Genomic DNA, 22,363 nt, shown 5'->3' on the forward strand with positions numbered 1-22,363 from the left:
ATAAGAAAGTAAATTTTATTTGGAAGGAACAACAAGATCATCACTGATGATGATCTTGCTTACACTTTTTATCATGTCTGAAATCAGCACACATCCTATTCAAGAACGCCTGCCAATTGCCCTTCTGCTGGCTACCAATTCCGGTTTCGTTGATGCCTATACTTTTCAGTATCACGGTGAACGTTTTGCTAGTTTGCAGACAGGTAATATCATTCAAGCAGGTATCTCACTTGCCAGAGGTCAATTTAATTATGCCTCAAGTTTTCTATTGCCAATTCTGTTCTTCTTGTTAGGTGCAGCCTTTAACAATGTTATCAAGCATCAGTTCAAAGCCAGAAAATTATCCACACAACAGCATAGTTTGATTATCGAAATAATCGGCATCAGTTTAGTTGTCTTTATTCGCACACAAATATCTAGTACCGTTTTCATCACATTATTGTCTTTTTTCTTAGCTATTCAACTAGATGCCTTTCCAAAAGTGCAAGGATTACCTTTTACCAGTGTCATGTCAACAGGCAATTTACGTAATGTCGGTGCTAATTTAATCACTTATTTTTATACAAAAAATAGAACAGCTTTGCAAAATGCTAGCCTATTTTCATTAATTATTTTAGCATTTTTATTTGGTGCCTTTGTATCCGCATTATTGTCAACCTATCTTAAACACTTCACATTACTTGGTTCTAGTGTTATTTTGATTACTATTTTCGGTTTACTTTTTGATTATTCAAAAAAATAGTTGACAAATCTTAAGCTTTTGAGTATTATAGAGTTTAACGATTTTAGAAATAAACAAGTTGAACAGAAAAGTAACAATTAAGCAAAGCATAGAAAGCTAATGGTTGATGCAAATTAGCGTGCGTACAATTGTGAAAATGACCTGTGATTGGTGTTAACGAATTGGTTTACCATTTAGTTGACAACGCTTTGGCCCGCGTTATTGGGCACACCATTCGGCTAGGATCATCTCCCGATGCCCGATGGTTAGTGAGCAAGCTAATAGTAATATTAGCTTACAACTCAGAATGGTAACGCGCTTTTTAGCCGCTTCTGTATTTAAGTTTACAGTAGCGGTTTTTTTGTGTGATAATCACTATGTTTTGCTTGTTTATTTTTAAAATCCATGTCGAACCATTACACAAACTACTTGGGAGAAGAAATTATGAGTAAATTAACAAATTGGGTTATTGGTGGCGTAGCTGTCATTACCATTGGTGGCATCGCCTATGCAACCTTTGGACACAAATCTACTGAAAAATCAAATAACAAAATTGTAACAGTTGGTATTATGTCAGGATCAAAGCAGGATACTGACATTTGGAATTCAGTGTCTAAAACAGCCAAAAATAAATACGGCATTACCCTAAAATTCAAGCAGTTCTCAGACTACAATCAACCAAATAAAGCCTTAGCTGCTGGCGATATTGACATTAATGCCTTCCAACACTATGCCTTCCTAGCAGCATCAAACAAGGCGACTGGCGATAAGATTGTTGCAATAGGCGATACCGTTATCTCACCTATTCGTTTATATTCAAATACCTACAAAAAAGTGTCAGAATATAAAACAGGAGATACTATTGTTGTACCAAATGATACATCAAATGAAAGTCGGTCATTATATGTCTTGAAGGCTGCTGGATTGATTGATCTGAAATCTGGTTTAACCACAGCAACGGTGAAAGATATTACCAAAAACCCAAAATCATTAAAAATTAAAGAGTTAGCAGCCGATCAAACTGCACGGTCGTTAACAGACGTACAGGGTGCAGTCGTCAACGGCACGTATGCGGACACTGCCGGATTAGACTATAAAAAAGCAATATTTGTTGAACCAATCAATAAAAACTCTCACCAATGGGTTAATATTATAGCGGCTAAAAGTTCTAACAAAAACAAACAAGTCCTGAAAGATGTTGTTAAATCATATCATACACAAGCAACTAAAAATGCTATAAACAAAGCCTATGATGGTGTTGAACTTGCTGCTTGGGACACTGATTTTAGTAAATAATCGTACCCTCATTTAGCTTAGAAATTTAAAATGGAGACTACTTATGAGTAAGAAAACAAATTGGATTATCGGCGGTATCGTTATTGTTATAGCTGCTGGCGCCTACTTAACTTTTGGCCATCAAAGCAACAAATCTTCTGAAAAAACTGTCACAATTGGTGTTATGGCTGGTGATAAAAATGAAGATGAAATTTGGAAGTCTGTCAGTAAAACTGCTAAAGATAAGTATGGCATTACCTTAAAGACCAAAAAATTTACCGATTATCTCCAACCAAACAAAGCACTTTCTGCTGGTGATATTGATTTAAATGCTTTCCAAAACTACCCCTATTTAGCTAATTGGAATGAACAATATAAGACAAATATTGTCGCAATTGGTGATACTTGGACGACACCGCTTCGAATTTATTCAGATAAATATAAAAACGTTTCAAATATCAAGTCAGGTGATAAGATTACAATCGCTAATGATCCAACCAACGAAAATCGTGGTCTACACCTACTGGCCGAAGCTGGTTTAATTAAAATTAAGGATACAACAAAAGCAACACCAAAAGATATTACTGAAAATCCAAAAAATCTGAAAGTAACCCCCGTCGATGGTTCACAAACGGCTTCTTCTCTAACGGACCCAACTATTGGTGCATCTGTTATCAACACAAACTTCGCAAAGTCAGCTAAAATAGATGTTAACTCAGCCATTTACGTTGAAAAGTTAAATAAAGACTCTCAACAATACTTTAACTTTATTGCGGCTAATAAAAAGGATAAAGATAAACAAGTGTATAAAGACGTTGTCAAATCATTACAAACAGATAAAACAAAATCACTGGTTAAAAAGTTTTATGGTACAGCCCAACTTACTGTCTGGGATTATAAAAAATAAATCATTGATTAACTAAGTAGCAATCTGCAATTAACGTTGCAGGTACATAACGTCTTATAGGAGAAAATACGATGAACATTCGTCAACAATACATGACACTCCTGGAACAACTCGTTGCAATACCTAGTGTTTCGGCAATGGAGACTCATCTGCCAGAAATTGCGACTATTATTGCAAATGAATTTCGAAAACTCGGTGCACAGGTGATTTACGATGATACTTATTTTGCACCCTTTATTCTCGCTAAATTTTCAAGTCATAATCCTGATGCCAAAACACTAGTTATTTACAATCATTATGATGTTCAACCAGCTGAACCATTAAACTTATGGCAGTCTGATCCTTGGCGTTTAACTGCACATGATGGTAAATTGTATGGGCGTGGTGTTGATGATGATAAGGGTAATCTCACGGCAAGATTAGCTGCTATAGCAGAATATTTAATTGAAAATAACCAGGAACTGCCCATAAATATCACTTTTATCGTTGAAGGATCAGAGGAAACTGCATCACGCTATTTAACAGAGTATCTGGCTAAGTATCAAGATCAATTACAAGCTGATCTCGTTATTTGGGAATCTGGTGGTAAAAATGCCGAAGATATTATTGAAATATTTGGTGGCAATAAAGGCATTGTTACCTTTGATCTATCTGTCACAACTGCAGCTAATGACTTACACTCATCTCTTGCTGCAATTGTAGATTCTGCGCCAATGCGCCTATCTCGTGCCATTGCCACGTTGTTTGATTCACTTGGAAATATTGCTGTGCCACATTTTTACGATGATGTTGTTGCACCAAACGACCGCGAAAAGGCACTTGTACAAGCATTACCATTGACCAGAGAATCACTTATTGCCCAACATGGCTTAACAGTCCCACTCTATTCTGATCGAAATGGTGACGATCTCAAGGAAACATTATATTTTAAACCAACAATTAACATCGAAGGTATCACATCAGGTTATAATGGTAATGGTGTTAAAACGGTTTTACCTGCCACAGCTACCGCCAAATTAGAGTCACGCTTGGTACCAAATATGTCCCCAGACTTGACCTTACAACGTATATCTGATCACCTACAGGCGGCTGGTTTATCCGATATAGTGATCACCAAGACACTTGGCCAACTCGGCTATCGTAGTGACATGTCTGATCCTGAGATATTACGTGTGATAGATGTCGTAGCTAATTATTATCATGTCTCACCAGTTGTACTGCCAACATCACCTGGTACAGGCCCTATGGCAATTATTCACCAAATTTTACAAGCGCCTATTGCAAGCTTTGGCGTTGGTTACGCTGATACAAAAGATCATGCACCCAATGAAAACATCCGCTTATCGGATTATAACCAGCATATTGATGTCATTAAAGCACTCATAAAGCGCTACGAGCTGTAATTAAACATCTTATCCATTGGTTTTAAAAAAGGAGTCAATAAATGAGTAACCCCATAATTTCACTAAATCATATCGATGTCACATTTTATCAAAAAAAGCGTACAATTACAGCCGTCAAAGACGTTTCTATCACAATCAACCGTGGAGATGTTTATGGCATTGTCGGCTATTCTGGTGCCGGAAAATCAACATTAGTTCGTGTCATTAACCTATTACAAGAGCCTACGAGTGGTTCTGTTATTGTTAATGGTGAAACATTCTTTCAAGCTGATAACGGTAACAACAAAAAAGTGCGTATCAAGGCAAATGATCTGCGTAATCGTAGGCGAAAAATTGGCATGATTTTTCAACACTTTAATTTACTCAATGAACGCACTGTCACTGAAAACGTGGCTTTTGCCTTGCAACACAGCAAGTTAACTCAGGATCAAAAAAAGTTAAAAGTCACAGAATTATTAAAATTAGTTGACTTAACAGACCGTGCTGAACAATATCCGTCACAACTATCAGGTGGTCAAAAACAACGTGTTGCCATTGCGCGAGCACTAGCAAATGATCCTGAAATTTTAATATCTGATGAGGCAACTTCTGCATTAGACCCCAAAACTACGAATCAAATCCTAAGTTTATTAAAAAAGCTCAATGAAAAACTTGGTTTAACAATTGTTTTAATCACCCATGAAATGCAAGCCGTGAAAGAAATTGCCAATAAAGTTGCTGTGATGCAAAATGGTGAAATTATTGAACGTGGCTCACTACTTGACATATTTGCTCAGCCAACACAGCAGCTAACCAAAGAATTCATTGAAACAGCAACAAATATTGATAAAGCTATTGCAACAATTTCTGCGCAACCCTTGGTACAAAATCTTAGCGATAATGAACTATTTATCCGTTTGTCCTATGTTGGCGCAACAACAGATGAGCCTTTAATTGCCGGTTTATTTCGTGATTTCCAAGTCACAGCTAATATTTTATATGGCAATGTTGAAATTTTACAAAACACGCCAGTTGGCTCCCTACTTGTTATTCTATCAGGCACAGATGAGCAAATTAAGGCAGCAACATCAACTTTAGCTGATCATCATGTTGAAATTGAAATACTAAAAGGCGGTAAATAACTATGATAAAATGGTTTTCAGATACGTTCCCAAATGTCGTTTATCAAGGTTGGACCGGTGATACAGGCTGGTGGACTTCTATTGTTCAGACATTTTATATGACTTTTTGGTCAGCTATTTTTGGTGGTATTCTAGGTTTGATCTTTGGTATTGGTTTAATTATTACAGCACCAAATGGCATTGCGCCAAATAAATTATTGTTCTGGTTCTTTGATAAAATTGTTTCTGTCTTTCGTGCAGTGCCCTTCATTATTTTATTAGCATTCATTGCACCTTTTACGAAATTAATTGTTGGTACTCAAATCGGAACAACCGCAGCTTTAGTGCCTTTAGCCCTTGGCGTTTTTCCATTTTACGCGCGACAAATACAAGTCGCTTTAGCAGAAGTTGATAGTGGTATTGTTGAGGCTGCTCAGTCAGTAGGTGCCTCGTTTTGGGACATTGTCTTTGGCGTTTATTTACGTGAAGGTCGCTCTGAAATTGCTCGTGTGTCGACAGTTACTTTGATTAGTTTAATCGGGTTAACGGCCATGGCTGGTGCCATAGGTGCTGGTGGACTTGGTAATATGGCAATTGCCTACGGTTACAATCGCTTTGCGACAGATACAACACTTGTGGCAACATTACTCGTTTTGATTTTTGTCCTTGTTGTTCAACTGATTGGTGATTATTTAGCCAAAAAATTTAGTCATAAATAAATTCTCAAATATCTCTCTTTTTTACAAAAAATAAACACCTTGAAAGTTATAGTAACTTTCAAGGTGTTTATTTTTGTTTGGCAACTGCCTCTTCAAATGCAATTTATATTTTGAGGTAAAGATCACTAAAAGAGTTCAGGCTCATACCTAAAATTATAAGACTAACAATTATCTATCGTTTCAACATTTTAGCGCATTAATTTACCGTGTTAATGTAAATTCAAAACGTTCGCCAACATAGTAAGAACGTACATATTCAAATGGTTGCTCATTTTGATCAAAAGATACTTGACGCACATTCAATATGGCATCCCCACGTCTAATTTGCAAAAGTTCTGACAAACGTTCATTCGCCAAAGTCGCTGAAATTGTTTGTTCTGCACGTCCAGGTTGGATCCCTGCTTTTTCTAATGTCAGATACAAAGATTCTGTCAAATCATGGCGTGAAAAATTACTAATTAATTTTGCCGGCAATGTTGTTCTTTCAAGTAAGATAGGTTCATTGTCACCCATCCGCAAACGCTCCATCACCAAAACATCATCATCATCTGCTAATTGCAGGTGCATAATTTCAGATGCAGATGGTGATGTTACTTTATAACTAACTGTCTGCGTTTTTGAAATACGACCGGTATTAGCCATTAGTTTTGTAAAACTTGTCATGCCTAATGCACGCTCAGATACTTTTTTCTCCGCCACATAGGTGCCAGAACCAACTTTTCGTTCTAATAAGCCTTCATCGACAAGTGTCTGAATAGCTTGTCGTAGCGTCATACGCGACACATTAAAAGTTTCTGACAACTCGCGTTCAGCAGGTAAACGTTTCGGTGATTGCCACTCTCCGGCTTCAATACGTGATTTTATTTGATTATGAATTTGAATGTAACGTGGTATGGCGGGTTTTGTCATTAATTTTTCCGTGCAAAACGGCGTCCAAATGAATAAGTCGCCTGTAATTGCATATCTTCCTTGTTAAAAATATTAAAGTCGGCATCTTTACCAGCAGACAAGTCGCCTTTTTGTGTTAATCCAAACTCTCGTGCTTGATTGACTGAAGTCATTTGCACAGCATCATGAATATCAGCGGATGTAAACTGTTGTATGTTACGGAACGCATCATCATACGCTAATACTGAGCCAGCTAGATGCCCATTTTCAAGACGTGCTTGCTTATCCTTAACAATCACTTTTTGCCCACCAAGTTCCGAGATGCCATTTCCCAAGCCTTCAGCACGCATTGAATCTGTCACAAGTTCTAATTGATGCGCACCCTTTAAGCGAAAGGCAATTTCCAACATATCAGGGACAATATGAAAACCATCGGCGATTAATTCTCCTGTAATTGATGTTTCTAACATACCATGACCAGTGACACCAGGCTCACGATGATGTAAGGGCCTTTGCGCATTGTACAGATGTGTCATATGCGACGCACGTGAATGTATCAATTGTTCACGCGTAGCATTTGAATGACCAATTGATGGGATGATATGATGCTTTAACATAAATTCTTCAAAGTCAGGTAGGCCACCGTTTTCCGGTGCATAAGTTACTAATCTGATACGCTCACCAGATAATGTATACCACTTTTTAAGCAATTCAGTATCTGGATCAATAATGTATTCTTCCGGTTGCGCACCCATAAATACCTTGTTGATGAATGGCCCTTCCAAATGGATACCCTGAATAACAGGATTAGTTTTAGCAACTTCATTAATGGTTACCAAGGCACGTTCGATATTCTCAGGTGACTGCGTCATCGTTGTTGGAAAAAGCGACGTAATACCTTCAGTAACCATTTTATTAACCATGTCGTTGAGTTTTTCAGCATCACCGTCCATGGTATCCAATCCGTAACCACCATGCTTATGAACATCAATAAAACCAGGCACAACGAGCTTCCCAGTTGCTTCTGGGATCAGTTCATCATCGGCTTGTGGTGTAAAGTCAATCATATAGCCGACGTCATCAATAACATCTGTGAAGCGTATAAAGGCATCTGTTATATGCTTTGAACCTGTATAGAGATCAATATTTTTTAATAATTTAGCCATGATATAAATATTAGCAAGCACGATACACTCATTGTGAGTAACAAAACAGTGTTTGCCATTCCTCCTATTTATTCTTAACTTTAATTATAATTGGTATAGACCGATTTTGCAAATTTAATCAATAGAAAAAATCAAAACAAATTCTATTCACCTAGGTTAATATCTGTATGATTGGTACCGGCCGCATACTTATGGGCAACTTTTGATGCTGCCGCAGCAGCTAATGCACCAACTATATCATCCGCAAATGTCGTCACTGCTGCCGTTGTTTTTCCTTTGCGGTCCAATTCGCCAACTAAACCGACTTTTATTTTATCGATATAGCCATAGTTTGTTACCCCAATTGTATCAAAAGACATTGCAATCGCAGTGCCCAATGTTTCGTCCACACCAAACAACGTGTCATCATTTTCAACCAAATCTTGTAATGGTGATTCTAACAAGTGTGCTTCTGCCAAACGATCTAACTCCAAAGCAACCCAGATTTGATGCTGAACGACACGCTTATGTAAGACACTAATGACAGCTTCCTCAACTTGTTCAATAGTTAACCCTGGTAGATAGGATTTTTCACTGTCATACCCAATTATGGCAATTTCACGGAGCGTGATGTGATGCCTGTTTAGTTTTTCAACTGTGTTCTCGTATGTTGCATATTGCATAATTTCTCCCCCTACTGTTTTATCTAGTATATACAAAAAAAGAATATTTAACAAAGGTCATTTTTAGACTTGCAAAACTCACTAAACTTCTGTAAAATAGTTAGAGTAATTGCCCCTTGGCCAAGCGGTAAGGCGGTGGCTTCTGGTGCCACTATCGTTGGTTCGAATCCAGCAGGGGCAATAAGAAAAAGCGATCAATTGATCGCTTTTTTTATTGCCCCTTGCTAATGATAGACGCGTATAATAATCTTTATCAGGAGGGTTTGTGCATGTTTAATTTTTCAAAGTTTATAGTTGGTGTCCACGAAGTCATACTTTCTTTTCCAGAAGAAAGCCATGCAGAAGCGCTATTCTCAGCAATCACACGTGACCGAGAAACATTAGCTCGTTTTATGCCGTGGACTGATACAACTCTTACTGTTTCAGATGAACGGCAATTTATTCGTTATGCACGCGCGCAAAATGCAAAATATAATTTACTTGTATTAACTATTCTTGCTGATGGGCTACCTGTTGGCATGGTGGATCTTCACGACATCAACCACGTCAATCATACTGCCAAAATTGGTTACTGGTTGTCCACTTCTGTACAAGGACAAGGCATCATAACAAATGCAGTATCACATCTTGTGGCAATTGCATGCGATAAACTATCGTTACATAAAATAATCTTAGAAGCAGATAGTGAGAATAATAAAAGTATCGCCGTAGCCAATCGCCTTGGTTTTACATTCGAAGCCAAACTTAAAGATCAAATTTACTATCATGGGACTTATAAAGATTTGAACATATATGTACAGTTCAATCCCAGCACCACTGCGAATAATTAGGAGATAGTATGGCCATCAATGTTGAACCTTTTTCAGAATCAGATATTAAATACGTTTATGACGTTGAATACGGTACATTATCCGATCGTACCTGGATGGCCTTTAATGGCCCCTATTTTCGAGATCCTATCCCAACATGGCATGAATTTCAACAAAAAGCGCCTGAGCTAATTGATAATGCGCACCATCGTTTAATTTGGTATAACGACCGTATCGTCGGTGAAGTTTCTGCACATTGGGCTGATGGCAAGCTTCAACATTGGTTAGAAGTTGGTATTATCATTTATCAAAAAAGTGATTGGGGTAAAGGTATCGCCAGCGTTACCCTAAAAATTTGGCTCGCAGAACTATTTTCACAACATGCAGAACTACCACACATTGGCCTGACAACCTGGTCTGGCAATATCGGTATGATGCGCGTTAGTGAAAAAGTCGGTTTTGTGCATGAAGGCACAATACGATCAGTACGCTATTGGCAAGGCGCTTATTATGACTCTGTTAAGTATGGTGTTTTGCGTGCTGAGTTTGCGTAAAAAATTCATCATCAATATTGATTTTTTCAACTGTCACTTCTTGTGTCGTCACACCTAACTTGTATCTTCTTAATAATTGAATTAGCATTTCACCAACAGCGATTGTATCTCCGGACGTCCAACTTTTAACTTTAGATAAGCGACTACTTTATGGCATTTACCCTTTTAAGGTGAATTTCTGTCATTTCACCCAATTGTGCTGTTTCAACTACCTGTAAACGATAACGATACCTACCAGGTTCAAACAACCGCTTCCCCTGTCCAAGTAACACGGGCACAATTTGTATCCAAAATTCGTCAACCATATTGGCTTCAAGCAATGGCTTTAAAATGCTCCCACCGCCAACAACCCAGATATTATCACCCGTTTGTTTTTGATAATCTTTAATAATATCGACGACATTCCCTGAAACATAAGTCGTATCTGTTTGACTCATATGATTGCCACGCGAAAAAATAACTTTTTCTTTACCTGCATAAAGCATTTCTTCACCCATAAGCTTCTGTGCCACTTCAAATGTTTTTCGGCCCATTACAAATGTACTAATCTGTTTCTCAAACGTTTCATAAGTTGATTGACCATTTAAATTAGTATCAAATAGCCACTGCAAATCATCATTTTCGTCAGACAAAAAGCCATCCAAACTTATGGCACCGTAAAAAACTACTTGACGCATAAACCACACCTCTTTTTGCTTAAAATAACAGTTACTAACTTTCAATGCTCATTTTAACATAGTTGCATAATCAAAAAAATTATGTTAAATTTAACTTGTAGTTTAATATTTAACAATCTGGGGTGCCACGTGGCTGAGAAACACCCATTGAACCTGATCTGGTTAATACCAGCGAAGGGAGAATTGCTTTTTTTGATGTTGTACTAGGCAAACTCTTGGCTCATAAATGAACCAAGGGTTTTTTATTCGCTTAGAAAGCACTATATAAAAAATTTTCGATTTTAAACCATTTTGTATGCCAGACATAAAATAACAACTACAAAAAAATTATTGGAGGCATAATCTTATGCAAACTATTTCAAAGTCAAAATCAACACGTTGGGCACTTCGTGATGTGTTGTTACTGGCATTCGTCGCTGTCTTTATCGGTTTTATTTTTTGGGTACTTGGCCCAATTTATAATTTATTATCAGCTGCTTTAACACCATTGGGTTTAGCGCCTTTTGCAAATGAGCTTTTAATTGGTGGTTGGATGATGGCTGCCCCCCTTGCTAGTATTTTGATTCGACAAGCAGGTGCTGGTGTTTTAGGTGAATTATTTGCTTCTGCTGTTGAAATGCTACTCGGCGGTCAATGGGGTGTCGCAACTTTGTTATCTGGCTTTGTACAAGGTATCGGTAGTGAAGCGGGATTTGCTGTTTTAGGTTACAAAAACTGGGGCTGGCGTGGTATCTTTGCCTCAGCAATTACCGGAACAATTGTGACTTTTATCTGGTCTGCTTTCCGTGATGGTTACAGTTCTTATCATATTGGTCTATTAATCGCCTTGTTCATAACACGCTTTCTCTCACTTTTGTTTTTTGGTGGTGTCTTAGTTGTTGCCATCCAAAAACTGATAGAAAAGGCTGGTGTTTTGCATCGTGACTGATTTAGTGGTTGACCATGTGAATTTTGCTTATCGCGAAACACCAGTGTTAACCGATATTTCACTCAAATTACGACCGAATAGTTTTAATTTACTCGTTGGTCCAAGTGGTAGTGGTAAATCTACATTGCTTAAATTATTATCCGGATTATATCCAACATTTAGTGATGGCACATTGACCGGTAAATTAACTCTCGGTGGTTATGATATTCATGACATTGTTCCTTATCAGCGTGTGACACATATTGGCTACCTATTTCAAAATCCAACACGTCAATTTGTCATGAGAACACCCTTTGAAGAACTGCGATTTAGCCTTGAAAATTTACAAGTTAGGCCTGAAGATATTGAAAAACGTATTACAGATGCCATGAAAAGTGTTGGTATGACAGCATTTATGCACCATGACTTATTGAACCTATCTGGTGGCGAAAAACAAAAGGTTGCACTAGCCACCGTTTTAGCTGCAGACAGTGATTATTTATTATTAGATGAACCTTTTGCTAACGTTGATCCCGTTGCAAGATTACAACTAATCGACGTTATCAAAGCCTATCAAAGTCAAGGCAAAACAATTTTAATAACAGATCACGATTGGAGTGGTTATACAGATGCGATTGATGATATTTTTGTCATGACAGATGGTCGGCTACATAACACATCATCAGAAGAACGACAACAAATTTTGGCCAAGTTACCAAATCAACCGACCATTCATACAAGCCTACCAAACGAAAAAGAAGGTATTATCACACTTGAATCTGTGACGTTAAAGAATGGCAAACGCACGCTGTTATCAGCGACAACCCGCCTATTGCCAAAAGAAAAAAGAATTCTCATCACTGGTCCAAACGGTGTGGGTAAATCAACGTTACTGTCTGCTTTGGTTAAATTATACCCTTATGGCGGTACAATTACCTACCAACAAGAAGATATTGCTAAGCGTAAAATAGCAAAACATGTGCAAGACATCGCACTTGTTTTTCAAAATGCTGAACAACAATTTGTTGCCATGACCGTTCAAGAAGAATTGACACAAGCGCAAGCATTAAGCCATTCCCCTGAACTTTGGTCTGATGATACAATCGTTACCGTTTTAACACAGCTAAATCTTCATGATCTTCGTGACCATATTGTTTACCAGTTGTCTGGCGGCCAACAGAAAAAATTACAGGTATTATTGATGCTAATAATTGGTACCCCAACGTTATTGTTTGACGAACCCTTGGCAGGACTTGATAGTGCTTCACAGCAACATCTGCTTGATATCATTGCCGACTTTACCACACGTCAACATCAAACAGTGATCATGATTAGCCATCAGTTACACGCCGTTACAGATTGGTTTGATTATCATTTGAAATTTGACAATCAACAGCTCAATTATATCGGTGGCGCCTCATGAACCCCTTGATCAAGTTTACAACGGTTATGGTTATTGCTTTGGAGCTTACTTTTATAAAAAGCGTGACACTCAATGTTATTGTTATTGGCGTTAGTGCCTTTTTATACCTATTTCTTAAACTCCATTGGCGCCAATGGTTGTGGTTATTTATACTGCCCTTGCTGCCTGGACTAGGTTCTTGGTTTTCGTTGATGTATTTTGGTACTGGGGATCATGAACACATGGCTTGGATTATGTTATCACGTGTTTTCGCCTATCTATGGTTAGGTGGTTTGTTTACATTAAAACTTAACGATGAACGTGATGTTTTCTTAGCTACTTTAGAGCAAAAGGCCAAACTTAGCGCAACATTTGTTTACGCGTTAGTTGGTGTTTTGAATTTCATGCCGGCCGTTAGCCAAGAAATGAAAACCATTCGTGTCGCTTCGCAAATGCGTGGTCAAACACTGCATATTTGGCAGCCTCAACTCTATTTTAAAGCTATTTTGGCGGCCATTCGTTGGTCACAAAATCTAGCTGAAGGTATGGTTAGCCACGGATTTACTGAAGGCGCGGCCCGAACACACTTACAAGTCGTTACAATTAAACGACGTGACTGGTTCTTGTTGATCATTATCTTAATCGCTTTTCAATTATTATTACTACCCAATTGGTATTGAGGAGATACTTTATGACTTTTTCACAAGATATATTAACCCGTGCACAACCAATCATGGATACCATTATGGTTCACCCGTTTGTTAAAGGTATCGCAACTGGTAACGTACCTGATGACATTTTAAATTATTATGTTGAACAAGATGAACATTATTTAAAAGATTATTTGCAAGTCACTGCACTCACAGTGACAAAAACAAACGATACAAATGATATTGCGCGCCTCCTAGAAACAGCACAGTTTATTAGTAACGAGTCAAAAGCACATGAAATTATGTTAAATATTACTGGCCATCATGTGGAAAATTGGCGTCGTAGCCCAGATACACAGCGCTACACGGATCATATGTATACATCAGCTTACCATGGCACTTATGCTGATGCGCTTGCTGTTTTGTTGCCATGTGCTTGGAGTTATGGCGTTATCGGCCGTGAACTTGTTGCACAAGGCGCAAACAATGACGCCAACCCACTTAAAGAATGGATTGAAATCTACTCACCACAAGCAAACGATGAGATTGATTACAATGCTTGGCGTTTTGATGCTTTAGAACGTGCCGTTGCTAATCTCAATGATAGCCAAAAAGAACAGGTTATTCAAACATTTTTAAAGAGTTTAGAAATGGAATGGCGTTTCTGGGAAGCTGCCTGGAATCAAACACAATGGCGGTTTGATTTTTAAAACAACACCCACAATAAAACAAATCAATAAAAACAGGTTAATGTGCGTATCGTCATTCTAAGCACACTAACCTGTTTTTATTTTGTCTCATAACAAAGACAGAATCTACCTAGAGTTTGCTTGAATAACAGGTTATAGTGTCAAGTCACACAAATAAAACACCCTCTACTATAGCAGAAGGTGTTCAAACATCTCGTTAAAGACATCGTATTTTTAAAACCATAACCCCGCAGTTAAGCCAACATCATCTCCAATGCTTGGCTTCTGTAACTTAACATATACTGCCAATCCTGCTTTAGAGATTTGTTGTTCTAAGGCTAGCTTTCGAAATCCGACTGCAAGTGCCACAATAACTTTGCGTTCATAGGTCTTCTTTTTTAATTGTAAAATTGCATGTTCAACCATCGCTTGCTCAACACTGGCATCTAAATGAATCGTTTCTAAATAAGATAATGCATCTTGTTGCTTTTTAAAAAGTGTCATGTCTTACTTTCCCCCTATCAATACCATACCAGTTCATCACTGCCAATTCAACTGACAACTTAAACCCATGCACTACCTTTTTTAGGATTCGCTTGAAAACTTATTTCGTCAGCATTCAACATTTTAGTTAATTAATATCTGTATAATCTATTTTTTCGCATAACTGTCTATCTGTAATAACATATTCACAATATCCTCCTCTGTGAAAGATAAATTCATTTGATGTATCGTCTCATGTGGACGTAATATTTCTCGTGCAATTTGACGCAAGATGTTCTGATCATTCATTATGCCTAAATCTTTCAAACATACCGGAAGACCTAATAAACGTTGAAAATCTAAATATTTTTTATAGGTAATATCTGATGATTTTGAAAGTATAAGTTGCCCTAACAGACCAAAGGCAACCTTTTCACCATGCATAATAGCTGGAGATATAAATGTCGTTAATCCATTAGCAATACTGTGTGCTGCTGCTTCCCCACCACTTTCAAAACCTAACCCACTCATCAAAATATTAGCCTCAACAACAGCTTCAAAATGATTATCGACAACGTGTGCGTTATTTGCTTCAATAGCTAACTCAGCATTTTGAAATATTGTTTTACTCGCTTGTTCCGCTAACACACCTGCAGTTATTGTTTGACTATCACCAAACATATTATGACCGCTACCACAATGAACGGCACGATACTCTACAAACGTAGCTAGTGCATCTGCCATACCAGCAATTAAGGTACGTACTGGTGCATTGACAATGATCCCAGTATCAACAATAACTAAAGCCGGACTATCATCAAAAAAAATATATTTTTCAAAATTCCCTTGCAGACTATATTTAGCTGATAACCTTGATGTAGGTGCGTCTGTTGATGCTAAAGTTGGCACAACAACAAGCCGACATTCAACTTGTGCAGCAATAATTTTTGCAGTATCAATGACTTTCCCGCCCCCAACTGCAATGACAATATCAGCATTTGAATGATGTATTTTTTGGCACAAACATGACAATGCATAATCATTAAAATCATCACTAATAGTGAGAACTTCACTAAACAAATGTTGTTCATTGAGTTTATCAGATAGCGGATTTGCTGCAATATCAATAGCAACACCGTTACTAAGAATAACCGCACGTTTCCCAAGGCGTTTCATTTGATCGCAATGATTTAATAAAATATCTTGCCCTTGTATATACAAAGATGGACTGGAAAAACTTTTCATCATGCTGCCTTTCTCAATTAAATGCTTTGACCACCATCTATTACAATGGTTTGCCCTGTCATGTAGGAACTTTCTGCTAAAAATTCTGCAGCCTCAGCTAATTCTGTGACATTTCCAAAACGCTTCATTGGGATAGTCTCTAATATACGTTCTTTAATCTTATCAGATAACACATCTGTCATATCAGATTTAAACATGCCTGGTGCAATAGCATTAACACGGACCTGTCGTCTTGCTGCTTCTTTGGCCAATGTTTTTGTCATACCAATTAAACCTGCTTTACTAGCAGCGTAATTAACTTGACCTATATTGCCATGCAGGCCTACAATGGAACTCATATTAATAATACAACCAGATTTGGACTTTAACATATGTTTCAAAATTGGCTGTGTCACATTAAATGTACCAATTAAATTTGCATGAATAACTTGTGTAAAATTTTCTGAAGACATATTAACAGCCAATTGATCCGCCGTGATACCCGCGTTATTAATTAAAATATCAACACCTTTGAATTCATTCGTTTGATATAAATCTGCTATTGCACGATTAATTGCTTGCTGATTAGTCAATTCAAATTTCACTTCCAGTGGTGGCAAGTTAAATTGAGACTTTATTTTCTCGTCTATACCATAACGAGAATGTAAAATAACTTGTGCACCAAGCTGATCAAAATGCCTAGCAATAGCTAAGCCAATTCCTCTTGAAGACCCTGTTATTAACACAGTTTTTCCTTGTATCCGTTCTACCATACGCTCATCCTCATTTACTATTATGCTCGTTCGACTAAATCTTGATGTATTAAATGACGTCGAACTAAATCTAATGCAACAAATGTCGCCTCTTCAATATTATCTTGATGATTTTTTGCAAATATTTGTGATGTGACTATCAATTGTTGCTGATTATCAAATAACCCAAACCAAACTTTTTCATTAACATATTCTTGATGACCAATGCTTTCGGGTTTCTCTGCTAAAATTGCCAACCCAATGTTAGCGCCTAATCTCTTTTGTGTTAATTTTGCTAAGCTTTTAACTAATTCAGCACCATTATCACCTGATAATTCAATCTCATCATCTGTTAAATCAAGCAAGGCACTCATACCGTTAAAACCACCAGTTACTAACTCCGTATTTGACACAACGTTTTGTAATGTTGATTGCACCAAGCCACGTGTAAACACTTCTGTCATGGCAATTGTTTTCTCTTCTTCTTGTAATAATTGTGCGACAACTTTCTCTAAGGTACTATGCTCACCCACACCATAAAAATAATCACCAACTAATTGATTAATTTGCGTTGCCATCTTTTTATTCAGATTGTTTGCTTTGTTCTCTGATGATGAAGTTGCCTTAAGTCTTATGATCACTTCATGTTTTTTGGCATAAGTTTTAATTGTGGGATTCGTTTGATTGACAATTAAGCCATCAATTAATTGCGATAATCTTGATTCACCAATGCCAAAGTAACGCATAACTAATGAACTTAGTACTTGACCATGGCAATATATTTTTGCAAATAATGGCAACACATGTTGATCAAACATTGGTTCCATTTCCCATGATGGACCAGGTAATAATAAAAAATCTGGTCCAATAGAATTTTGATAAAAACTGCCCACAGCAAACCCAAAATCATTTTTCAGGGGCACAGCACCTTTTAAAAAAAGTGCCTGACGATAATTATTATCTGCCATCTCGATACCAACATCATCATGCCATTTTTTTAATTTTGATAGCGTATACGAATCTGGTATCAATGGCTGATTAATAAATTGAGAAACAACTTGCTTCGTTAGATCATCTGTTGTAGGTCCCAGGCCACCGATCATAATAATCAATTTGGCACGACTGACGGCCAACTTCAATGCTGCATGAATGCTCTTTTCATTGTCACCCACAATAGATTGGTGATGAAAGTCAATGCCCATATCATGCAATGCACGCGCAATATATGGGCGATTAGTATCAGTTATTTGTCCCAACAACAATCCTGTTCCCACAGATATGATTTCAGCTTCCATGAGTCAATAATCTTTCTCTTTTGATTCGATTTAATGTTTTGATCAGCGGTTGAAATGACGTCACTTCTTGATACCGATCACCAATTAACACGCCATCATATCCGATTTTTTCAGCCACATTGATGCCCTCTTCGTTGATATGTCCGCCCATAACTAAATGATATGATGATAACCCACTACTATTAGTTAGTTCATCCATATATTGCTTTAATTTCAAATACACTGCTTCTACCTCTACATAGGAATAGACAGATTGATTATATTTTGTCGATTTCAAGGATTCATAAGCTATAATCACGCGTTGATCACTCAAATCACTATTTTTCAAAATGGATTTCAATTCACGGATAACTAAATCTGGTCCACTATGAATTCCCAAACATATAATTGGCACAATATGATTGTCGAGACAATTGATTAGACGTTCGTTAATAAGATCTGTTGTTTCATTTAGCAATCTTCTGCGTTCTAAATGACCCACAAAAGCATATTGAATTTTTAATCCGTTCAATACGCTAGCAGAGACTTCCCCAACTGTACGTTGTACTAAACTAATGTTTTGCGCAATAATTTCATAATTGTGATAACTATTGTGTTCTGGTAGCGTTGGTGCAACTAATAATTTAAAATCAAGAAATTCACGCTCAATATCTTGTAACCATTTTAACTGTTTTTCATAATGCATCATATTTTTAAAATTAACAATACAAATCATACATTAACCTCTTCAATAAATTGTTTTTGTTCAGATAAATATAATTCTATCTCTGGATTATGAATCACATCATGACACGATATAACACCATCTTGAGACCAACTAGTCAATCCAATAAACTCTAATGCTTTTATGGTGGGTTGCAATATGTCCGATACACTCATACCATTAAAAAATTGATTATTATCATTAAATGCTGCAGTGGGTGCATTCCATGTTGTAGATAACATAAATTTTTTACCAAATAAACGTCCACCCTGCCCATACTTTGTGTAATCTAAACCGTAAAATATGCCATAAGCAAACACATCATCAAAATAACTTTTTAAAGCGCCCGGCACATTAAACCAATAAATGGGAAACTGTATAATAATTAGATCAGCCCATAGCCATTTATTGATTTCCTCTGTTCGTTTATAATCTTCGATAAACGTGATTTTAATATCATGTTTATTCTTGAATTGCCTAACATATTCTGTAAACAAGCGATTATTTAATTGGCCATTCGCATCAACATGTTTTTCAAAACCATTAATAATTAATATATTCATTTACCTTTTCCTTATTTTAACTAAATTTTGGTGATTTTATAATGTGTCTAGTATTTGGTTTGGGAATACGACAAAAATAGGTTTTTGTCGTTTCGTTTAATTTAAGAAATCTCCCTCCCGACAATAAATTTTGATGTTTTTCTGTGTATTCTGCTTGCTGTAACAGCATACTTGAAATTTCGACTTGTTCATTTAATTGGTGGGCTAACATCCAGTGATAACATTTATCCGTTATCACTTTTTGCACAAAATTATCATGTAGTCTCCTATGATATTGCCAAACAATATTGCATAGATTATAATTAACTATGTGAATTATTTTACTATATATTTTTTTAATTGCACATAACGCACTATTTTGTGCGTTAGTTATTAATCGAGGAAAAATGCCTACTATTTCAATTTCTACAAAACAAGTCATAAAGCTCATGGGATCTAAATGGTCTATTGAAATTTTGCTGACTATCTCAAATTTACAAGTAACCGGTTTCAATCAACTACAGCAAGAACTTTCTAGTATCTCACATAAGGTGCTAACTGATCGTTTAAAAGAACTGGTTGTTCATTGTTTAGTTAGTCGTACCATAGTTGAGCGTATTCCCTTAAGGGTGATTTATAAAATTTCGCCAAAAGGGCTTTCTGTACTGGCGATGTTAGCGCAATTGGATGATTAATTAAATCAAAAAGCATCTGAAAATGGTCATACACATTTTCAAATGCTTTATTTTTTTGCTTTCGGATTCAATTTAAAGCCATAAAATGTACTGCCTTTAAATGTTTGTTTTGCTAATTTACCGGTCGCCGTGTAGATTTTCCCACGTTTAGACTTTGATTGAAAACTGATTTCAGCACCATTTAACATTTTGGTTAGTTCATCATCAGTAAAAATATGCCCACTCCATTCACGAGCAAAAGTAATTTCTTCGCCTTTGAATAGGCCAGTCATCTTTTCTGTTACTTTTTTCTTTGGTACTTGTTTTGGTTTACCAAGCAAGGTTTCCAGTTGCTCTGCATTGTCTAACATAATCGGCATATCATGTTCAACCACCTTTGTCACTGAATCTAGCACTTGGTCCATTGTCATGTCAAATTGGCCAACTTGATCCATCATTTCAAATAAACGTTTGGTGATTTTAGGCGAAGCAATCCACGTATCTTTCACCATAATAGCAGACACTTGCCCTGTTTCTGTCAATCCTAATTTACCACGCGTTTCAGTTAACATCGCTTTAATACCACGAGACATCTCAGATAATGTTGACACACGTGTTGCACCAGTACCAACATGATGTTTTTCCAAAAAAGCCATAATCCATTTAGTCGTTGGTGTTTGTGGCTTTGGATTTGCTCCTTCATGCAAATATGGCGTTGCTTGCGGTCCTAATTGTGATGCAGTTGCATTTTCTTCTTCCTCTTCTTCAACTTTAATGGCTTTTTGTGAATCATACACTAACTTAAAATTCATCTTAAGTGGTCTATTAAACGCCGTTTTAAATTCGGGGTAATCTTTCAAATTGGCCGTCACATGATCGTACACATAATCTTCTGCCAGCATTGCTAAATAGTTTTTAGCCAAAACATCATAGATTGCTGGCCCACTGGCACCAAATTTTACCAAAGATTGTGTTGTTTTTGGTAAATTTTCACCGGGTCGATTGGCCCCATGCGCACCTTGTGGTTTAACATGGGTTGTCCGTGGAGAACGGTGTGTTAACAACATCTTGTCGACACCAACAACATCCGCAATCTGATCAATCAACGGTAGTAATTCATTAAATTGTTCCGGGGTTACGGTCTTGTCTTCTGTGCGTGGATATGAAACAATTTGTGCTTCATACATTTTTTGGTAAGTACTTAGCACTTCTTTTGAAGAAAAACCACGCGGCGCTAATATTGAAGCCAATCCGGCTAAATCTAGTAGCTTGCCCGGTGCTTGCGTTCGCGTTTGATGTTTTTCATTGATAACGTCGGTCTTATGATACTGACTGAAATCAATTTCTGCTTCTTCTTTCGTCGCAAACCGCCACGGAATCACATCCCCTTGGGGTGTCACTCTGCCAAAAACATGTTCTGCAGGATCCTTAAATTTCACTTCAAAATATGGTGTTTTGACATAATTTTTAATCGCATCAAGTTGTTGATAAACACGCCAAATAATGACAGATTTCAACCGACCTTCACGCGCGACTACTTTAAAACCTGCTTTTTTAGCTGCAGTGGTTGCAATTCGAGTCAGTTGCATTGAAGCAAAGTCCCACCGATTACGGCTTTCACCTTTAACATATTCACCATCAGCCATCTTATCTGAAACATCTCGTAATTGATACATGGCCTTTTGAATGCCCGATACTGACTCATCCATAAAGTTCGCACGTAGCACTTGACCCCGCCAGCCAATCGCATCCAAAGCCTCCCAAGCAAGTAACTCACCCTCACCAGAAGGGTCAGTATCAGTTGCAATGACAATCGCATCGTACCCGGATTTTGATTCCTTCTTTAAGTCATCAATTATTTTTTTTGTTGATTCCACCTTACCTGTACGCATATTACGTTGACGAATATACGTCCGTGCCCATGAAAAATCAGACAAATTCCATGGCAAATGTTTTACCAACCAAGATTTGTATTGCTTTTTTAATTCTTCGGCAACCATTGCTTCAGGGTCTTTTAACGTCATGACATGACCACGCAAATTTGCTATTTTGTAAGTGAAATCGTTAAATACACCGGTCTTACCACCAAGTGCTTTCGTAAAATTGGCAGCCGCCGATGGCTTTTCAGTTAAAATGAGATAGTTTGTCATAAGTTTTTTTA

24 protein-coding genes, 1 tRNA gene, 1 riboswitch and 1 other annotated feature are annotated in these 22,363 nt (G+C 37.2%); of the genes, 14 read left to right on the forward strand and 11 right to left on the reverse strand.

Annotated elements, in window-relative coordinates:
- Positions 1-73: 73 nt before the first annotated feature.
- The 6 genes from EUI_RS0103690 (at position 74) to EUI_RS0103715 (ending at position 6,125) form a co-directional block, all read left to right on the forward strand.
- The gene (locus EUI_RS0103690; RefSeq protein WP_029508513.1) at positions 74-742 is read left to right on the forward strand and encodes a YoaK family protein; all 669 of its coding nucleotides are present in this window, start codon (positions 74-76) and stop codon (positions 740-742) included.
- A 49-nt stretch (positions 743-791) separates the two neighbouring features.
- Positions 792-1,058: a binding site (T-box leader), on the forward strand.
- Between the two features lie 107 nt (positions 1,059-1,165).
- On the forward strand, positions 1,166-2,017 hold the full coding sequence (locus EUI_RS0103695) for a MetQ/NlpA family ABC transporter substrate-binding protein (RefSeq protein WP_010016162.1): 852 nt from the start codon (positions 1,166-1,168) through the stop codon (positions 2,015-2,017).
- Between the two features lie 43 nt (positions 2,018-2,060).
- A complete protein-coding gene (locus EUI_RS0103700; protein ID WP_010016164.1) occupies positions 2,061-2,903 on the forward strand; it encodes a MetQ/NlpA family ABC transporter substrate-binding protein in 843 nt (280 codons plus the stop codon).
- A 71-nt stretch (positions 2,904-2,974) separates the two neighbouring features.
- Positions 2,975-4,306, forward strand: a complete 1,332-nt coding sequence (locus EUI_RS0103705; protein ID WP_010016165.1) for a M20/M25/M40 family metallo-hydrolase — start codon at positions 2,975-2,977, stop codon at positions 4,304-4,306.
- A gap of 41 nt (positions 4,307-4,347) precedes the next feature.
- Complete coding sequence (locus tag EUI_RS0103710) at positions 4,348-5,427, forward strand: methionine ABC transporter ATP-binding protein (protein ID WP_010016166.1); 1,080 nt, start codon at positions 4,348-4,350, stop codon at positions 5,425-5,427.
- A gap of 2 nt (positions 5,428-5,429) precedes the next feature.
- A complete protein-coding gene (locus EUI_RS0103715; protein ID WP_010016167.1) occupies positions 5,430-6,125 on the forward strand; it encodes a methionine ABC transporter permease in 696 nt (231 codons plus the stop codon).
- 201 nt (positions 6,126-6,326) lie between these two features.
- Here the strand turns inward: EUI_RS0103715 and EUI_RS0103720 are convergent, their stop codons facing one another.
- From EUI_RS0103720 to EUI_RS0103730, 3 genes are all read right to left on the reverse strand, one after another.
- A complete protein-coding gene (locus EUI_RS0103720; protein WP_010016169.1) occupies positions 6,327-7,034 on the reverse strand; it encodes a GntR family transcriptional regulator in 708 nt (235 codons plus the stop codon).
- The gene (nagA, locus tag EUI_RS0103725) at positions 7,034-8,179 is read right to left on the reverse strand and encodes an N-acetylglucosamine-6-phosphate deacetylase (protein WP_010016170.1); all 1,146 of its coding nucleotides are present in this window, start codon (positions 8,177-8,179) and stop codon (positions 7,034-7,036) included. The genes EUI_RS0103720 and nagA overlap by 1 nt, the downstream gene beginning before the upstream one ends.
- 143 nt (positions 8,180-8,322) lie before the next feature.
- Positions 8,323-8,841, reverse strand: a complete 519-nt coding sequence (locus tag EUI_RS0103730) for a phosphatidylglycerophosphatase A family protein (RefSeq protein ID WP_010016171.1) — start codon at positions 8,839-8,841, stop codon at positions 8,323-8,325.
- 110 nt (positions 8,842-8,951) lie between these two features.
- Between EUI_RS0103730 and EUI_RS0103735 the strand changes: the two genes are divergently transcribed.
- The 3 genes from EUI_RS0103735 to EUI_RS0103745 all read left to right on the forward strand — a co-directional run bounded on the left by EUI_RS0103735 (position 8,952) and on the right by EUI_RS0103745 (position 10,204).
- Positions 8,952-9,022, forward strand: a tRNA-Gln gene (locus EUI_RS0103735).
- A gap of 88 nt (positions 9,023-9,110) precedes the next feature.
- Complete coding sequence (locus tag EUI_RS0103740; RefSeq protein WP_010016172.1) at positions 9,111-9,671, forward strand: GNAT family N-acetyltransferase; 561 nt, start codon at positions 9,111-9,113, stop codon at positions 9,669-9,671.
- 8 nt (positions 9,672-9,679) lie between these two features.
- Positions 9,680-10,204, forward strand: coding sequence for a GNAT family N-acetyltransferase (locus tag EUI_RS0103745; protein ID WP_010016173.1), 525 nt, complete (start codon positions 9,680-9,682; stop codon positions 10,202-10,204).
- 143 nt (positions 10,205-10,347) lie between these two features.
- Here the strand turns inward: EUI_RS0103745 and EUI_RS0103750 are convergent, their stop codons facing one another.
- The gene (locus EUI_RS0103750) at positions 10,348-10,881 is read right to left on the reverse strand and encodes a dihydrofolate reductase family protein (protein WP_010016176.1); all 534 of its coding nucleotides are present in this window, start codon (positions 10,879-10,881) and stop codon (positions 10,348-10,350) included.
- Between the two features lie 108 nt (positions 10,882-10,989).
- A riboswitch (TPP riboswitch) is annotated at positions 10,990-11,079 on the forward strand.
- A gap of 148 nt (positions 11,080-11,227) precedes the next feature.
- On the opposite strand from EUI_RS0103750, the gene EUI_RS0103755 reads away from it, so the two are divergent.
- From EUI_RS0103755 to tenA, 4 genes are read left to right on the forward strand one after another with little or no spacing between them, the layout of a single operon-like run.
- Positions 11,228-11,809 carry an ECF transporter S component gene (locus EUI_RS0103755; RefSeq protein WP_010016177.1) on the forward strand — a complete coding sequence of 194 codons (582 nt, stop codon included), beginning with the start codon at positions 11,228-11,230 and terminating at the stop codon, positions 11,807-11,809.
- Complete coding sequence (locus tag EUI_RS0103760) at positions 11,802-13,211, forward strand: ABC transporter ATP-binding protein (protein ID WP_010016178.1); 1,410 nt, start codon at positions 11,802-11,804, stop codon at positions 13,209-13,211. Before EUI_RS0103755 ends, EUI_RS0103760 begins: the two co-directional genes overlap by 8 nt.
- Positions 13,208-13,870, forward strand: a complete 663-nt coding sequence (locus tag EUI_RS0103765; protein WP_010016189.1) for an energy-coupling factor transporter transmembrane component T family protein — start codon at positions 13,208-13,210, stop codon at positions 13,868-13,870. Before EUI_RS0103760 ends, EUI_RS0103765 begins: the two co-directional genes overlap by 4 nt.
- Positions 13,871-13,881: 11 nt before the next feature.
- Positions 13,882-14,550 (forward strand): thiaminase II, encoded by a 669-nt coding sequence (gene tenA / locus EUI_RS0103770; protein WP_010016191.1) that lies wholly within the window; start codon positions 13,882-13,884, stop codon positions 14,548-14,550.
- Positions 14,551-14,763: 213 nt separating this feature from the next.
- On the opposite strand, the gene EUI_RS0103775 is transcribed toward tenA, so the two are convergent.
- The 6 genes from EUI_RS0103775 to EUI_RS0103800 form a co-directional block, all read right to left on the reverse strand.
- Positions 14,764-15,033 carry a hypothetical protein gene (locus tag EUI_RS0103775; protein WP_010016192.1) on the reverse strand — a complete coding sequence of 90 codons (270 nt, stop codon included), beginning with the start codon at positions 15,031-15,033 and terminating at the stop codon, positions 14,764-14,766.
- A gap of 147 nt (positions 15,034-15,180) precedes the next feature.
- On the reverse strand, positions 15,181-16,260 hold the full coding sequence (locus tag EUI_RS0103780; RefSeq protein WP_010016194.1) for a glycerol dehydrogenase: 1,080 nt from the start codon (positions 16,258-16,260) through the stop codon (positions 15,181-15,183).
- A gap of 14 nt (positions 16,261-16,274) precedes the next feature.
- Positions 16,275-17,009 carry a 3-oxoacyl-ACP reductase FabG gene (fabG, locus tag EUI_RS0103785; protein WP_010016195.1) on the reverse strand — a complete coding sequence of 245 codons (735 nt, stop codon included), beginning with the start codon at positions 17,007-17,009 and terminating at the stop codon, positions 16,275-16,277.
- A gap of 20 nt (positions 17,010-17,029) precedes the next feature.
- On the reverse strand, positions 17,030-18,283 hold the full coding sequence (locus tag EUI_RS0103790; RefSeq protein WP_010016196.1) for a CinA family nicotinamide mononucleotide deamidase-related protein: 1,254 nt from the start codon (positions 18,281-18,283) through the stop codon (positions 17,030-17,032).
- A complete protein-coding gene (locus EUI_RS0103795; RefSeq protein ID WP_010016198.1) occupies positions 18,273-18,998 on the reverse strand; it encodes a triose-phosphate isomerase in 726 nt (241 codons plus the stop codon). The genes EUI_RS0103790 and EUI_RS0103795 overlap by 11 nt, the downstream gene beginning before the upstream one ends.
- A complete protein-coding gene (locus EUI_RS0103800) occupies positions 18,995-19,549 on the reverse strand; it encodes an NAD(P)H-dependent oxidoreductase (RefSeq protein WP_010016199.1) in 555 nt (184 codons plus the stop codon). The genes EUI_RS0103795 and EUI_RS0103800 overlap by 4 nt, the downstream gene beginning before the upstream one ends.
- A gap of 386 nt (positions 19,550-19,935) precedes the next feature.
- Between EUI_RS0103800 and EUI_RS0103810 the strand changes: the two genes are divergently transcribed.
- On the forward strand, positions 19,936-20,223 hold the full coding sequence (locus tag EUI_RS0103810) for a winged helix-turn-helix transcriptional regulator (protein WP_010016202.1): 288 nt from the start codon (positions 19,936-19,938) through the stop codon (positions 20,221-20,223).
- 47 nt (positions 20,224-20,270) lie between these two features.
- Here the strand turns inward: EUI_RS0103810 and EUI_RS0103815 are convergent, their stop codons facing one another.
- Positions 20,271-22,352, reverse strand: coding sequence for a DNA topoisomerase (locus tag EUI_RS0103815; protein WP_010016203.1), 2,082 nt, complete (start codon positions 22,350-22,352; stop codon positions 20,271-20,273).
- Positions 22,353-22,363 lie beyond the last annotated feature (11 nt).

This window comes from Leuconostoc gelidum subsp. gelidum KCTC 3527, assembly GCF_000166715.1.
Classification (GTDB): Bacteria; Bacillota; Bacilli; order Lactobacillales; family Lactobacillaceae; genus Leuconostoc; species Leuconostoc gelidum.